The 14,537-nt window shown below is 48.6% G+C and carries 14 protein-coding genes; 7 read left to right on the forward strand and 7 right to left on the reverse strand.

What is annotated here, in order from left to right; genetic code table 11:
- Positions 1-35 precede the first annotated feature (35 nt).
- Positions 36-3,284 (forward strand): cyclic nucleotide-binding domain-containing protein, encoded by a 3,249-nt coding sequence (locus AC1XTG_RS00835; RefSeq protein WP_484840642.1) that lies wholly within the window; start codon positions 36-38, stop codon positions 3,282-3,284.
- Between the two features lie 7 nt (positions 3,285-3,291).
- Here the strand turns inward: AC1XTG_RS00835 and AC1XTG_RS00840 are convergent, their stop codons facing one another.
- From AC1XTG_RS00840 to AC1XTG_RS00865, 6 genes are all read right to left on the reverse strand, one after another.
- Entirely contained in the window at positions 3,292-3,873 is a 582-nt protein-coding gene (locus tag AC1XTG_RS00840; RefSeq protein WP_056287967.1) for an HD domain-containing protein, read from the reverse strand.
- 2 nt (positions 3,874-3,875) lie between these two features.
- Positions 3,876-4,922 carry an adenylate/guanylate cyclase domain-containing protein gene (locus AC1XTG_RS00845; protein WP_056287965.1) on the reverse strand — a complete coding sequence of 349 codons (1,047 nt, stop codon included), beginning with the start codon at positions 4,920-4,922 and terminating at the stop codon, positions 3,876-3,878.
- Entirely contained in the window at positions 4,919-5,293 is a 375-nt protein-coding gene (locus tag AC1XTG_RS00850) for a response regulator (protein WP_056287960.1), read from the reverse strand. Before AC1XTG_RS00850 ends, AC1XTG_RS00845 begins: the two co-directional genes overlap by 4 nt.
- 18 nt (positions 5,294-5,311) lie before the next feature.
- Positions 5,312-6,694: a sensor histidine kinase gene (locus AC1XTG_RS00855; RefSeq protein ID WP_484840643.1), complete on the reverse strand. Its 1,383-nt coding sequence runs from the start codon at positions 6,692-6,694 to the stop codon at positions 5,312-5,314.
- Positions 6,695-6,802: 108 nt separating this feature from the next.
- Complete coding sequence (locus AC1XTG_RS00860) at positions 6,803-7,231, reverse strand: hypothetical protein (protein ID WP_056287954.1); 429 nt, start codon at positions 7,229-7,231, stop codon at positions 6,803-6,805.
- Positions 7,228-7,410 carry a hypothetical protein gene (locus AC1XTG_RS00865; RefSeq protein WP_056287952.1) on the reverse strand — a complete coding sequence of 61 codons (183 nt, stop codon included), beginning with the start codon at positions 7,408-7,410 and terminating at the stop codon, positions 7,228-7,230. Before AC1XTG_RS00865 ends, AC1XTG_RS00860 begins: the two co-directional genes overlap by 4 nt.
- Positions 7,411-7,680: 270 nt before the next feature.
- Between AC1XTG_RS00865 and AC1XTG_RS00870 the strand changes: the two genes are divergently transcribed.
- The 6 genes from AC1XTG_RS00870 to AC1XTG_RS00895 all read left to right on the forward strand — a co-directional run bounded on the left by AC1XTG_RS00870 (position 7,681) and on the right by AC1XTG_RS00895 (position 13,911).
- Complete coding sequence (locus AC1XTG_RS00870; RefSeq protein WP_484840644.1) at positions 7,681-10,113, forward strand: ABC transporter permease; 2,433 nt, start codon at positions 7,681-7,683, stop codon at positions 10,111-10,113.
- A gap of 65 nt (positions 10,114-10,178) precedes the next feature.
- Entirely contained in the window at positions 10,179-10,661 is a 483-nt protein-coding gene (locus AC1XTG_RS00875; protein ID WP_056287948.1) for a ferritin-like domain-containing protein, read from the forward strand.
- Between the two features lie 177 nt (positions 10,662-10,838).
- On the forward strand, positions 10,839-11,363 hold the full coding sequence (locus tag AC1XTG_RS00880; protein ID WP_056287946.1) for an RNA polymerase sigma factor: 525 nt from the start codon (positions 10,839-10,841) through the stop codon (positions 11,361-11,363).
- On the forward strand, positions 11,350-12,189 hold the full coding sequence (locus tag AC1XTG_RS00885) for a HEAT repeat domain-containing protein (RefSeq protein WP_484840645.1): 840 nt from the start codon (positions 11,350-11,352) through the stop codon (positions 12,187-12,189). Before AC1XTG_RS00880 ends, AC1XTG_RS00885 begins: the two co-directional genes overlap by 14 nt.
- A gap of 24 nt (positions 12,190-12,213) precedes the next feature.
- On the forward strand, positions 12,214-13,074 hold the full coding sequence (locus AC1XTG_RS00890; RefSeq protein ID WP_484840646.1) for a DUF4097 family beta strand repeat-containing protein: 861 nt from the start codon (positions 12,214-12,216) through the stop codon (positions 13,072-13,074).
- Between the two features lie 6 nt (positions 13,075-13,080).
- Positions 13,081-13,911, forward strand: a complete 831-nt coding sequence (locus tag AC1XTG_RS00895; RefSeq protein WP_484840647.1) for a DUF4097 family beta strand repeat-containing protein — start codon at positions 13,081-13,083, stop codon at positions 13,909-13,911.
- Positions 13,912-13,958: 47 nt separating this feature from the next.
- Here the strand turns inward: AC1XTG_RS00895 and AC1XTG_RS00900 are convergent, their stop codons facing one another.
- Complete coding sequence (locus AC1XTG_RS00900; RefSeq protein ID WP_056287935.1) at positions 13,959-14,393, reverse strand: MarR family winged helix-turn-helix transcriptional regulator; 435 nt, start codon at positions 14,391-14,393, stop codon at positions 13,959-13,961.
- Between the last annotated feature and the right edge of the window lie 144 nt (positions 14,394-14,537).

The raw sequence follows: 14,537 nt of genomic DNA on the forward strand, positions 1-14,537 counted from the left end.
GTTTACTTTACGTAAGCGAATCAGCTTTCCGACTTATGATCTCCTTTTTAAAGAATAGATATACCAATTCCTTCAATCCGCAGACAATCCTCTTTTTTTTCCATAATTTCTTTATCAATGTAGGTACCACGCTGGTTTATGTTTCCGCCAACGTGCTTTTGCTCGAAAATCACCCTGAATACTCCCTGCCGATCGCATACATAGCTGCGGCACTGGCCGTGATGACAGCGGGGAAGATTTACGAATACTTCGAGCACCATTTGATCCTGAAACGCCTGAGCCTCGGGACCATGTTCTCGTCGCTATTTATGGTGGCGGTAGTGATGGTGCTGCTGTGGCTCGGTCACGGCATTGCCACGGCCATTTCCGTGATGGTAGGTTACCGGATCATTTACCTGCTTATCAATCTCGAATTCTGGGGCTTGTCCGCATTGGTTTTTGATGTGCGCCAAAGTAAGCGACTATTCAGTGTGATCGGGTCCGGCGATATGCCCGCCAAAGCGCTGGGTGCCGTGCTGGCTGTGCTCATCCACTCTCCTTCCGTACTGATGATCCTGCTGGTGATTTCGTTGATCTTCTTTGCGCTGGCCTTTTACACCCAGATACTTACATTCAAATACACCGAAATCCCCAACCCGCACCACGCAAGACCGCGCCAGGTGTCGGCATCGGATTCGAAGATTATTCAAAAGTATTTCGGCGGGAACAAGCTGCTTACCTCGCTTTGTCTCGGTATGGTCGCCATTGCCGCGACAGCGACGTGGATCGAGTACCACTTTTTCGTGAATGTAAAATACAAATTCCACAGCCAGCACGATGTAATCACCTTCGTAGGTACGCTGCTTGCCGCTACTTACGGGATTTCGACGATCGTTAAATTGTTATTTTCGGGTAAAACGGTGGAGCGTTTCGGGGTAAAAATCACCTTGTACCTGCTGCCGCTGACTACCATTTTCATTTCGCTCGGTCTGCTGATCTCCTCTTACTTCCGGAAAGACGAACCCTCGCTCCTGTTCTATTATTGCGCGGCATACCTGCTTTTTGAATTGGTAAGAAGAACGATTTTCGATCCCGTATTCCTCGTGCTATTTCAGCCGCTTTCCACCAAAACCAGGCTGAAAGGGCACACATTGGCAAAGGGACTATTTGAACCAATGGGGATGCTGATCGCAGGTGTATTGCTCTGGATCGTGTACTCGAGAAACCTGAGCAACATCAGTCTTACGTTCGATCTTTCGCTGCTCTTTGCAGTTGCGGCGCTGATTATTTTCAGGAAAGCTTACGGACATTATACCCAGGAGCTAAAATCGGCAATCGGAAAAAGGTTTATAAAAAGCGGCGAAATGGCCTCCCCTGCCGAGGCGCTGCCGATTATTACTGAAAACCTGAAAAGTGAAAGAAGAGAAGAAGTACTGAATGCGATTGACTGGCTGGCGAAAAACAAAGTGGCGCTCTTCCGCAAAAATGTTGATCTGCTGATCAAAAATCCGCACGTACAAGTGCGCCTGAAAACGCTGCAAACGCTGGCAACGCTGGATCAGCCCGAATTATCCGATGCTTTTTTGAAGTATATCGAGGCCGAACCGGATACAGCTTGTCAGACGCTCGCCGTGCGCATTGCCTGCGCTGCTTCCCGCTTGTCGGATGAGCAGCTGGCAAGGTTCCTGGCCCACCCCGACCTGGATATCGTGAGCGGTTCCGTGATGGGAAGCTGGGAAGCCGGCAAATCTCTGCCGCTGGTGCACGGTACCCTCCGCAAGCTTTTCATTTCCGGACAGGAACAACAGCAACTGACCGCATTGGCATGTATCAGGGTAATCGGGATCCATTCCTATGACGACCAAATCAAAAACAGCATTCAAAACGGTAGTGAAAAAGTCAAAAATACGGCGCTGGAAGTAGCCGCAGGCTCAGGGTCGGCCCAGCTGCTGCGCGAGTTGAAGCCACTGCTTGGGGGCACGCTTTCCCGATCCACAGTCATCGCATTGATCAAGTCCGGTGACGCCGGTATCCGGATTATTGAGGAATGGCTGCAAAATGATCAGTCGGGAGAATGCATTCGTTTGTTCATTAAAGTAGCTGAAAAAACGAAACACGAATTTATACTTCAAATACTTTTCAATCTAATTAAAAGTATTTACCTGAATAAACATTCTGAAAGTAAAGAACTTACAATTAACATTGATAAGATTGATACTTTTAGCTTGTTGGACGCATTGAAAGCGATGTCGAACTACCTGCTTGTTGCTGAGTATAAATTAGTTGTATCAGATTTTGTGGAAAAGGAATTGATTCACGCGTCGCAGCTCCTGGCCGAAATGGAGGACCATGCAATTGATAAAACATGGAATGACACGCTTGAATATGAACTGGAACTCACCGGACAGCGGCTTTTCTATCTGTTTATGATGCAGTATGACAAGGATGCGGTGTCTAATGCGTGGCGCGGAATTCGCCACGCGAGCAAGGAAAAACGGGCGAACTCGCTGGAAATGATCGAGAGCCTTTTGCCGCGGACACTCTACCCTGCGTTGCACGCCTTGTTCGAAAACATCCCTGTCCAGCGAAAGCGGGAGGCACTGCGCCAGTATGTCGGCAACCAGGATGGCGGACTTGCATTGATACCTTACATTCTGACTCACCACGACCGCTCATTTACGACCTGGACAGTCGCAGTGGCGATTAAAAAGTTTGATCCGGCAGCTGGCGAACTTACCTATCTTGAACATCTTGTACACCATCCCGCGCGCCTGATCAGGGAAGCAGCTGCGGAAAAATACAGGGCGCTTGCCTTAAATCCCGAACTCAGATTCAGCCTTAACATTCCTATGCAACATACAGAAACTGCACAGACTATCTCAGAAATGGAGCGGGTGATTGTTTTGAAAAACACACAGCTTTTTTCCCAAACTCCTGAAAACGTACTGAGCTCGATCGCCCCGATCATGAAAGAGGTGACCTACAGTGAAGGTCAGCAGATCTTCGCCAAAGGCGACCTGGGCGATTCGATGTACATTATATATACGGGCTCGGTGGGGATTTACGACGGCAAAAAACAGCTCGCGTTGTTTGACAAAGGGGAGATTTTCGGTGAGCTTGCATTGCTGGATACCGAGCCGCGGTCGGCTTCAACTGTTGCAGAAACGGACGTGCTCGTTTTCCGCATTGACCAGGAAGATTTCTTTGAATTAATGGAAGAACGCGACGAGATTCTAAGAAATGTGCTGCGGATCCTCTGCCAGCGCATCCGCGTTCAAAATGAGAAAATGCGGATGCAAGGCTGAGACAGTATCAATGTGCGGCTTGTTTGAGCTTTTCCAGGTGCAGCGCTTTGGCCGCATTGCGTCGTTCCTGCTGTGATTTGGTCCAGTAAAAATGCGTTTCCAGGAAAGATACCTGCGTCTCGTTCCAGTGACCGGGATCTGATACCAGCTCGCGTGCGTTCAGCTCTTCGAACAATGTAGCAGATATGGTTTCAAAATCACCTCTCCCGAGGTAGTCCAGATCTGCGTCTGCCAGGATCATTTCCATTTTATTTTGCGGCATTTGCGGGATTTTAGTTGCCATAATCATCCCGCAGATCGCCTCCATTTGTTCGTCAGAATATCCATAGTCCGGCAGGATTTCCCTCACAATCCGGCAGCCCTCTTCTTCGTGGCCACGATACACATTCATGAAACCTGAATCGTGGTACAAAGCCGCTGTTTCCAGCAAGATCAGGGCATTTACATCTGTAATTTCCTCCAATGCAGCCAGCTCCATGGCGGCAGCCACTACATCTTTGGTGTGGTGTAAACCGTGGTAAAAAAGGTTACTGTCCAATCGGGTGCGCAGCTCTTCAAAAATGTATGCTCTTGCGGCCTCAATATTCATCGCTATTCCAGTACTTCGTAAATCATCACAGCATTTTCCTTGTTTTTCAAGTTCACCTCGCCGACGGGGTTACATTGAAAAGCCTCTTTAATGCGCTGGTATGCAGATTCCGGCACTACTACCTGGCCGGGCTTCGCCACAGACTGCAAACGCTGCGCCACATTCACCACGTCCCCGATCACCGTATAATCCAGCCGCCGCAATGCAGCCGAGCCGATGTTACCCGAAACCATTTCGCCGGAATTGATCCCGATAGAAACCTTCGGACAATAAGCGGAATTGTCAGACAGCTCTTCCCTGAACTTATCAATGTGATTGCGCACTGCCAGCGACGATTCCACCGCCCTGTCGAGGTGATAGTCCCCGCGGAAAACGGCCATTACTGCATCTCCCATAAACTTGTCAACCAGCCCGCCCTGCGCGATGATCTCTTTGACCATCACATCAAAATACTTGTTGATCATGGTAACGACACGGTCCGCCGGCTCCTTTTCAGATATAGAAGTAAACCCGCAGAGGTCCATAAAAACGACGGTACCCTCGATATTTTCACTCGTCATCAGCGATTTTTCAAAAGTATCCTGCGTCATGAATTGCAGCACAGAGGAGTCAACGTACATTCTCAGAATGTCATTTTCACGCACTGCTTTCAATGTTTCTTTCAGCTGGGCGACGTACTGGAGTGTTTTCTCCATTGTCACTTCAAGGTCTTTGAAATCAATGGGTTTGGTCAGGAAATCGTATGCGCCGCGGTTCATGGCGGTGCGTATGTTATCCATATCCCCGTAAGCCGACACGATGACCGCTTTCAATACCGGACTTACCTCTCCAATGCGGACAAGCAACGTCAGTCCATCCATTTCCGGCATATTGATATCGCTCAAAACCATATCGATATCCTGGTTCTCGGCGATTACTTCAAGCGCTTTCACACCATTTTCGGCAAACAAAAATTCGTACTCCTGCTCACGGATCTGCCTCCTGAACTTTTGCTTGATCAGCAGCTGCAAGTCAGCCTCATCATCCACAACCAATATCCTGGCTTTCATAAGATTGTCAGCAGTTTTTCTTTCAGTTCAACAAAATTGACCGGCTTGGTCAGAAAATCATCTGCGCCAAGCTGCATGGCCTGGTCGTGATTGGCGCTGTCGCCGTAGGCCGTGATCATCATCACCTGGGGCGGTGCAGACGGGTGGTCTCTCCGTATCGTCTTCAAAAGTTCGATCCCGCTCATTCCCGGCATATTGATATCGGAAAGGATCATCACTACTTCCGAAGGATGCGCGGCAAGGTAAGTCAGCGCCTCTTCGCCCGAAAACGAAAAGGAAAACTGGAACTGCCCGCTTCGTATCTCCTTTCTGAACTTCTGTTCAAACAGGGATTTCACATCTTCTTCGTCGTCAACAACTAGTATTTTCATGAAGGTTTTTCGAAAATGTCAGGATTGGCTGATTGGTTCGCTGACAGGTATTGTAATTCTGAATTCTGTTCTCTCTCCGGGTATTGACTCCACGTCCAGTACGCCACCGTGCCCGTTAGTGATAATATCGTAGCTCATCGAAAGCCCCAGACCGGTTCCCTGGCCTGTCGGCTTGGTGGTAAAAAACGGCTGGAAAATCTTGGCTTTTACGTGTTCGGGCATTCCGGTTCCATTGTCGGTAACGCGGATATAAAGCTTATTGGCAAATTTTTTGGTACTGATCTTCACCTCGGGCTTATAGTCACTGCCCAAACCCTCGGCCGCCAGCTTGCGCTTTTTCTCCGCCACCGCGTAAAATGCATTGGTAAAAAGATTGAGGAATACCCTTCCCAAATCCTGCGGAAGTACATTCACTTTGGCTATTGTTTCATCAAAATCAGTGACCAGCGCGGCATTGAATTCCTTGTCTTTGGCGCGCAGACCGTGGTAAGCCAGCCGCATGTATTCGTCGGCCAGCGCATTGATCTCGACGGGTTCTTTCTCACCGGACGAAAGCCTCGAATGCTGCAGCATTCCTTTTACAATGGAGTCTGCACGCTTTCCGTGGTGGGTAATCTTCTGCTGGTTCTGGTTCAGGTCTGCGATGATCTGCTTGATGTAGTCTTTATCTTCCTCCGCCAGCTCCGACTTTTCGATTTCCTCTTCCAACTCCGTACAAAGCTCCGCAGATACCTCCGAGAAGTTGTTTACAAAATTCAGCGGATTCTGGATTTCGTGCGCGATACCGGCTGTCAGTTCACCGAGCGACGCCATTTTCTCACTTTGAATCAATTGATTTTGCGTGGATTTCAGCTCCTCGATCGTACGTTGCAGCTCTTCTTTTTGCATCGTAAGCTCCTGAGTCCGCTCATTCACCAGGTATTCCAGCGATTCCTTTTGTGCGCGACTTGCCTGCTCTTCTCTTAGCCGGTCTTCCCGCTCCTTTTGAAGCACTTTCATCTGCTTTCTTGCATAAAACCACACGAAAAAGCAGAGTACGAATGCAAACGCGACCGCTACCTGAAAAAAGCTGTCATTCTCTTCATAAAACTTCGGGAAGATACCTTTGACAAAATCCCGGATAATCGAGATCGCTACGAAAGGCATAACCGTTTGCGCAGTAGTGCGGAGCGAGTTGAATACTTCGTTCCGGTAAATAACGACGATCAGCCAGACCAGGAAAATGTCCCACACCCAGTTGGTCCAGAAAGGCTCTTCGGCGATGTAGAAGGTGGCGATCCAGGCAATACTGAAATACCGCGCGAAGACCAGCCGCTTATCCCACTCAGGATGGTTGACGGCGGTTTGTAAAGATGTGCGGATGTACTGGATCAGGAAAAAGGAAACTAAAAAATAATCCATGCAAGGCAGGGTTGCTGTTTCTTCTTTTGAATTAATCGATTGTACAGCCAAAGTAAAGATTTTACTTCAAATAACCGATTCAGCAGATGCCAGGCGCGATCGCCGGGATTATACTTTTGTGTAAATCTCGTTTTTAATCAACTTTACATTATTCAGCTGCGGAATTGCCAATACCTTGTTACGCGGTACCACGCCGCGCGAAATCCAGTTTTGTACGCGACTGACTTTCAGATTATGGATGCGCGAATATTCTGAAATAGTAATCCATTCATGCAAATCATACTCTGCACCTTCAACAACAATCCGCACATCTTGTAACTGCTGCAATTCGTTCAGAGCATCCTTAATTTCAGCGATGGTTTGTCTTGCACGATCCTTGATAGCCTTCCAGAATGGTTTGATCTCCTCTCGTTCGGCTTCCGAAAGCCCATAATACCAATCTGCAAATTCTTTACGGATAGCGGGCCTATCCTCACTGCGAGCCACTTTCATGCGCGCTGTATACCGGTCAATGTAAACTTGGAAGTCCTCTCTCATAACTCATCGAAATCTGTTAAAAAACCAAGTGCCTCCCTAAGCCTGACAGCCTCTCTTACCAGCTCTTCATACTCCGAATCAAGCTCGTCAAAGGGCGGCAACAATAATTCTATCTCCAACTCAGCTAGCCGGGTGGTTATCTTTAATATAAGTTCCTCTTTTCGGGACTGTCGTGACATGGAAAAGTGTGTGTTATTTTTTCAAATCTATCTAATGTAAAGTTATTTTACAAAATAACATTTGTACTTACTTTACACTATAATTGCTCTTCGCATTTCCGTACAAGGTTTGTCCGAATCTGAACGAAAGCGAGACAATGCGAAAAGCTAAGATCCTATTTTCCAAATGTTTGCAATTCTGGTACAATGTTTATACATAGAACTATGCATTACATTGTAGTTCCTGTTAGCCATGATATTTAATTTCCCCCGACTTCAACGAATTGCACGATGATCCAAAACTATTTCAAGATCGCCTGGCGGAACCTGCTGCGGAACCGCGCGTTTTCTGCCATTAATATTGCCGGCCTCGCCATTGGACTGGCTTCCTGCATGCTGATCAGTCTGTACGTGATCGACGAACTGAGCTTTGACAGGTTTCATGAAAAAGCCGACCGGATCGTGCGGGTTGTTTTCAAGGGATCCATGCAGGGCGGCAAGTTCAATGAAGCCCACGTAATGCCGCCCACAGCAGCCGCATTGAAAGCCGATTACCCCGAAGTACTCGACGCGACACGCCTGAGACAAGGCGGCAGCCCGATCATTTCCATCGACGATCAGCTATTTACCGACAACAAAATGGCATTTGTAGATCCCAACTTCTTCCAGGTATTTACACTGCCTTTTGCACACGGTAACAGCAAAACGGCATTGGCCGACCCCAATGCGATTGTGATCAGCGAAGCACTTGCCCGGAAATTCTTCGGGGATAAAAATCCGGTCGGTCAGCTGCTTACATTCAAAGGCTCACGCGATAAGGCGAGGATTGCGGGCGTTTTTAAGGATATACCAAGAAACTCCCACTTCCGTTTTGACATATTTGCTTCCCTGATCAACTCCGGCGAGGCGAAATCTACCTCGTGGATGCAATCAGAGTTCTTCACTTACCTTGTTCTCCCCGAAGGCTACGATTACAAAAAGCTGGAAGCCAAATTGCCGGCGACAGTCCGCAAGTACATGGGGCCGCAGGTTGAAAATGCATTCGGAATGAGCTTTGACGAGTTTGAGAAGAAGGGAAACATGATCGGGCTGAAATTGCAGCGGCTCACGGACATTCACCTGCATTCAGACTTCCAGTACGATCTCGGCGACAATGGAGATGTGCGTTACGTGTACATTTTCGGTGCGGTCGCAACGATCATGCTGATCATCGCCTGCATTAATTTCATGAACCTCTCTACCGCAAGCTCATCGAAGCGTGCCAAGGAAATTGGGGTACGGAAAGTAATGGGCTCCGAGAAAAAGGAGTTGATCTGGCAATTTCTGACAGAGTCCACATTGGTGACATTCCTGGCGATGACGATCGCTCTCATAACGGCGATCATCGCATTGCCGCTGTTTAATCAGCTGGCAGATAAAAACCTGCGCATTGACTTACAAACGTTACCTGCATTGTGCCTGTACTTTGTTTTGTTCGGACTTTTCGTCGGGCTCTTTGCGGGAAGTTACCCGGCCTTTTTCCTTTCTTCATTCAAGCCCATCGCTGTTTTGAAGGGAAATATCAGCTCGGGATTTTCGAGGAATTCAGCCAGTTTCAGCATGCGCAGCGCGCTGGTGGTATTTCAGTTCTGCGTTTCCATTGTACTGATTATTGGCACAATGGTCGTATACAATCAGCTCCGGTTTATTCAGAATAAAAAACTGGGTTACGATAAAAGTCAGGTGCTGGTACTGCCGGATACCTGGGCTTTGGGTAAAAATCAGGAGGCCTTCAAAGAGGAAATGCTGGCCGACAGTCGCATTGCGCAGGTAAGCTCATCGGGTTACTTACCTGCTGGCCCCTCCTACAATAACAACTATTCGATATATCCCGAAGCAAAATCGACCGAGCTCGTGAAAACGCTGCGGTACGATGTTGACTTTGACTATATCCCGACGCTGGGCATGCATATCCTGGAAGGACGTAACTTTTCACGCGAGTTCGGGACGGATTCTTCGGCTATCATCATCAATCAAACCGCGGCGCGGATGCTGGGCTGGAAAGAAGGCGCATTGAACCACACGGTCAGCAACAGCGACAATGCAGGAAAACGCTCGACTTACGTGGTGATCGGCGTGGTAGAGGATTTCCACTTCCGCTCTTTTCACGAACCGATCACACCATTGGTGATGGTTTTGGGAAAAGGCTCCGGCACAACGATCGCCAAGATCAAAACCAATGACATACCTGCATTGATTTCGTCTCTCGAAAAGAAATGGAATGCATTCAAACCAGACCTTCCATTTACCTACTCTTTCCTCGACGACCGTTTCAATGAAACCTACAAAGCCGAGCAAAAAACGGGTAAGATACTAGGGCTGTTTGCCGGACTCACCATTTTCGTCGCCTGTCTGGGTCTGTTCGGGCTGGCTACCTTCACTGCCGAGCAGCGGACGAAGGAGATCGGGGTGCGCAAAGTACTCGGTGCATCGGTACCCGGCATTGTGGCACTGCTTTCGAAAGATTTTCTGAAACTGGTTGGCATTGCCCTGGTACTGGCAGGTCCGCTCGCGTGGTGGCTTATGGACAAATGGTTGCAGGATTTTGCTTACCGTGCCGATATCGCCTGGTGGATGTTTGTACTGGCCGGAGCGCTTTCTGTCGTGATCGCACTATTTACGGTTTCTTTCCAGTCTGTAAAAGCCGCACTGATGAACCCGGTGAAATCGCTGAAATCGGAGTAAAAGCTGGAAAATACCTTTGGAATAATTATTTAACGAAAGTCGCCATCACTAAATCAACAACTGCCATGGCGCAAAATGAAGAAGTAATCGAAGCGCTCAACGATCTGATCGTCATTAACAATGACCGGATCGCGGGGTATGAAAAGGCTTACAGCGAAACGAAAGAAATAGAAACGGACCTGCGGTCGATGTTCAATAACCTGGCAGACCAGAGCCGGGCGAATGTAGCGGACCTGAACAATTTAGTAAGAAGTCTGGGCGGAGAGCCTGAAACAGGTACGATGACTTCCGGTAAGCTGTACCGGGTTTGGATGGATATCCGGTCGCTTTTCAGCTGGGATAACAGACGCGCAGTGCTGGAAAATGCAGAGGGCGGCGAAGATGCAGCCAAGAAGGCCTACGACGAGGCTGTCAACGCTGTTGCATTCCCCAAGGAAGTTATGGACCTGCTCGTCAAGCAACAGTCGGCGATCCACAATGCGCATGATACGCTTAAAAGAGAGCGGGACCGGCAAAGGGACCTTCCGCAATATCCTCTTACCACCTGACAAAAGCCGGTTAATAGCCGGCTTTTTTGTGCCCAATGGGGGGATAGAGCTCCACATCAATACTTTTTGAAAAAAACTTTTAATTTCCTGTAACCTTTTCAGCATTTCCCAGTTTCCACGTCAGAATCACCACAAAAAAGAGGCAGTCGCTTGAATACGCTCACAGACAATTCATTGATGCTACGGGTAAAAGCCGGCGATCTGGATAAGATGGGCTTGCTGTTTGAGCGCTATAACCGGCCTCTTTTCGCGTTTTTCTATCACATGACTCACAACGCAGACCGGAGTGAAGACCTGGTACAGAATGTGTTTTACCGGATGCTCAAATACAAGCATAATTTCACCGGCGAAGGCGAGTTCAGGTCGTGGATGTACCACCTGGCAAGAAACGTACTGAACGATTCGATTCGTGAAAACAAGGGGCGGAACAATGTTGATGTAAACGATGTGGCCGATCAGCTTGGCGGAGGTACCTCGGCGGATAGTGGTTTTGAAAAACAGCAGGACAAGGATTTCCTGCACCAGGCAATGGCGGGCCTGAGCACCGAGCACCGCGAAATCCTGATCATGAGCCGCTTTCAGGAGCTAAAATACGAGGAGATAGCCAAAGTGCTGAACATCAATGAAGGGACTGTGAAAGTGCGTGTTCACCGCGCTTTGGGGGAATTAAAGAAAAAGTTTTTTACCAATGAAAGAAGATAAACACATACGTTGCGCGCAGTCCAGGGAACACCTGACCGACTGGCTGCAAAACCGCCTCAGCAAAGCGGAGCAAATGGATATGAACATGCACCTGGCGGAATGCCTGGAGTGTCAGGAAGAGTTTGCGGCAGATAAACAGCTTTGGGATAGTCTGGGTAAAATGTCCGTTCCGGAACCAGGTCCGGCCATGCGGCTGAACTTCTATGACATGCTTGAAGAGTTTAAAGCCGCTGAACAGAAAACACCCCGATTTTCATGGCAGGCGCTGCTGGAAAGGATTCAGGAGCTGGTAGTGCCGCAATGGGCAATACAGCTGGGTTTCAGCCTGCTTTTGGTAGCACTGGGCGCGGCAATCGGGTACAAGGTAACCCAGCGCAACAGCCAGGCTGCCGCTTACCAGCAGCAAATAGAAACCCTGGCCGCGCAGGTACAGGATATGAAAAGCACAATGATGCTTTCATTGATTGAAAATCCGTCGGCAACGGAGCGGCTGCGGGCGGTAAGTTACACCAGCGAGATCGCCCAGGCAGACGAACGCGTGATCGATGCGCTTTTTACCACACTCAATAACGATGACAACGTGAATGTGCGGCTCGTCACGCTCGAAGCGCTTACGCAGTACGCCGACAATCCGCTTGTCCGCAGCGGGTTGGTGAAATCACTTTCTAAACAGGAATCGCCGATGGTACAGGCTGCATTGGCCGACGTGATGGTGAAGCTGCAGGAAAAACGCTCCATCAAAGCATTGAAATCACTGCTCCGGAAAGAGGGGCTCGACAATCTGGTCAAGAATAAAATCGAACAGTCGATCAAGGATTTATCTTAAACATCCATCATCTATTTATCAGCCATGAAACTTTTTGCAATCCCCCTGCTGGCGGGAGCGGTACTCTGCTGTACCCAGGCCCCGGCACAAAACCTGGAATTTAAGGAGCATATCAGCAAGGAATTCGCCGTTCCCACTGCGCCCGGCAGTACGCTCGCTATTTACAACATCAATGGGTTTATCAAAGTGGAGGGATATGCCGGTGATAAGGTGATCCTGGGAGTGGATAAAAAGATTACTGCCAAAACAAGCGAGGTACTGGAACAAGGCAAGAGCCAGTTTAAACTAAGCTATGATCAGAAAGCCGACAGTATCATCGTGTACATCGCCGAACCTTTCGACTCGCGCCCAAACCGCGGACGTAGAAACTGGGAAGGTCCAAAAATCGAGTACAATTATGCGCTGGATTTTACAGTGAAAGTCCCCTACGCAATGAGCCTGCACGTTTCGACGGTTAATGGAGGTGACGTGACGGTGGACAATGTGACCGGTCCGCTAAGTGTCAGTAACGTAAACGGCGCGATCCGCGTCGCCAATGCGAAGGGTACCGCCAGGATGCGGACAGTCAATGGAAATGTTGAGGCCAACTTTCTGACACTGCCGCCCGGGGAGTCCGACTTCAAAACGCTGAATGGGGATATCAGGATCACCTACCCTGCGGCACTTTCGGCCGACTGCCAGTTCAAGAGCTTCCACGGCGAATTCTACACCGACTTCCCCAATGCAGAACAGCTGCCGGCCCGCGTGGTGAAGAATCAGGTTAACGACGGGAACAAAACCGTGTACAAGCTGAATACCGAAACGTATATCCGCATTGGTCAGGGTGGGCCCACTTACAAGTTTGAAACATTTAACGGTAATATCTATCTCAAAAAGCAATCATAAGTAACGATGAAAACCAACCGATTTATAACCCTCGCACTAAGCATTTCACTGGTTATCTCCGGCAATGTGGCTGTTTTCGGACAGGCGAAAGAGACCATTACGGTACCACTATCTGACCCGTCCAAACCCGGCAGCCTGAAAGTAAACCTCCTCAATGGAAGCATCCGGATCAGCGGCTATGCGGGCAAGGAAGTAGTGATTGAAGCCACGGGAAAAGCACCCGAGCAGAACGATAAGCCCAAGGATGAAAACGCAGCAGGAATGCGGCGCATTGTTCCTTCGAGCGGACTCGAACTGACGGCAACGGAAGAGAACAATTCGATTAAAATTACTTCCCGGTTTGTAAACAAACCCATGAACCTGCATATCAAAGTACCCCAGAAATTCACGCTGAAAGCGTCCACTGTAAACGACGGGGATATCATCGTGGAGAATGTAGATGGAGAGCTGGAAGTAGCCAATGTCAATGGGGAAATTTCACTTACGAATGTATCCGGCTCGGCGGTTGCCAACACGATCAACGGGACGCTGAAAGCTACCTTCAAAACAGTCGATGCGAAGTCGCCGATGGCGTTCTCAACACTGAACGGAAACGTGGATGTGACACTTCCGGCAACTGCGAAATTCGATGTAAAACTGAAATCCGACCGGGGTGAAATTTACAGCGACTTCGACGTGGAGGTTGACAAAAGTCAGCCGCAGGCGACGCGCACTTCAAAGGATGGAATGTTCAAAGTTTCGCTTGAAGACTGGGTAAAAGGAAAGGTAAATGGAGGCGGAAGCGAGATCATGATGAAGAATATGAACGGGAATATTTACGTGAGAAAGGCGAAGTAAGCCCGCTGAGATTTTGACGTACGGAAAAGATTTTCTTTCCCGTACGTTTACTCGATCGTAGCGCCCAGCTCGAAGAGCATTTTAGAGAGCTCTTCGAGCTTTTTTGTTTTCACACTGGCCAGTATCTGTTCCGACATTGCCTCGGCAGAAACAGCCGATTCGGTCAGCACTTTCTTACCTGCATTGGCCAGCTTCACATAGCTCACCCGGGCGTCACGGCTGTTGGCCTCCCGGCGTACCATTCCCAGCTTTTCCAGGGGCGACAACATGCGGGTAATTCCCGATGCGGTAAGACCAATTTTCTCCGCCAGATCCGTGCGCCGCAGCTTCTCATCAGGCGCCTCCCCGAGGTGATAGAGGATCATAAATTCATTCAGACTTAGCCCATGTGAACTCAGCTTTGAGTCGAACTTCTTGAAGATCAGCGACTGTACGGTGGTGAGGTTGAGAAAGAATTTCAATGATTGAGAAATTGCCGCCATATACTTGATTTAAACTTGAAATGTACTTGAATAATAATTGATATATACTTGATTACTCAAATATATATCAATTAAATTGAAATCCTATGATCCTATTAAACAATTGATTAAGATTTTGATATTCCAAGAAAATGTTTCACGTGG

It is taken from the genome of Dyadobacter sp. HNCC25DJ183 (assembly GCF_056895175.1).

Excerpts from the sequence above, each read along its gene's own strand:
- AC1XTG_RS00835 (WP_484840642.1), top strand. The coding sequence starts at position 36 with ATGATCTCCTTTTTAAAGAATAGATATACCAATTCCTTCAATCCGCAG.
- AC1XTG_RS00840 (WP_056287967.1), bottom strand. The coding sequence starts at position 3,873 with ATGAATATTGAGGCCGCAAGAGCATACATTTTTGAAGAGCTGCGCACC.
- AC1XTG_RS00845 (WP_056287965.1), bottom strand. The coding sequence starts at position 4,922 with ATGAAAGCCAGGATATTGGTTGTGGATGATGAGGCTGACTTGCAGCTG.
- AC1XTG_RS00850 (WP_056287960.1), bottom strand. The coding sequence starts at position 5,293 with ATGAAAATACTAGTTGTTGACGACGAAGAAGATGTGAAATCCCTGTTT.
- AC1XTG_RS00855 (WP_484840643.1), bottom strand. The coding sequence starts at position 6,694 with ATGGATTATTTTTTAGTTTCCTTTTTCCTGATCCAGTACATCCGCACA.
- AC1XTG_RS00860 (WP_056287954.1), bottom strand. The coding sequence starts at position 7,231 with ATGAGAGAGGACTTCCAAGTTTACATTGACCGGTATACAGCGCGCATG.
- AC1XTG_RS00865 (WP_056287952.1), bottom strand. The coding sequence starts at position 7,410 with ATGTCACGACAGTCCCGAAAAGAGGAACTTATATTAAAGATAACCACC.
- AC1XTG_RS00870 (WP_484840644.1), top strand. The coding sequence starts at position 7,681 with ATGATCCAAAACTATTTCAAGATCGCCTGGCGGAACCTGCTGCGGAAC.
- AC1XTG_RS00875 (WP_056287948.1), top strand. The coding sequence starts at position 10,179 with ATGGCGCAAAATGAAGAAGTAATCGAAGCGCTCAACGATCTGATCGTC.
- AC1XTG_RS00880 (WP_056287946.1), top strand. The coding sequence starts at position 10,839 with ATGCTACGGGTAAAAGCCGGCGATCTGGATAAGATGGGCTTGCTGTTT.
- AC1XTG_RS00885 (WP_484840645.1), top strand. The coding sequence starts at position 11,350 with ATGAAAGAAGATAAACACATACGTTGCGCGCAGTCCAGGGAACACCTG.
- AC1XTG_RS00890 (WP_484840646.1), top strand. The coding sequence starts at position 12,214 with ATGAAACTTTTTGCAATCCCCCTGCTGGCGGGAGCGGTACTCTGCTGT.
- AC1XTG_RS00895 (WP_484840647.1), top strand. The coding sequence starts at position 13,081 with ATGAAAACCAACCGATTTATAACCCTCGCACTAAGCATTTCACTGGTT.
- AC1XTG_RS00900 (WP_056287935.1), bottom strand. The coding sequence starts at position 14,393 with ATGGCGGCAATTTCTCAATCATTGAAATTCTTTCTCAACCTCACCACC.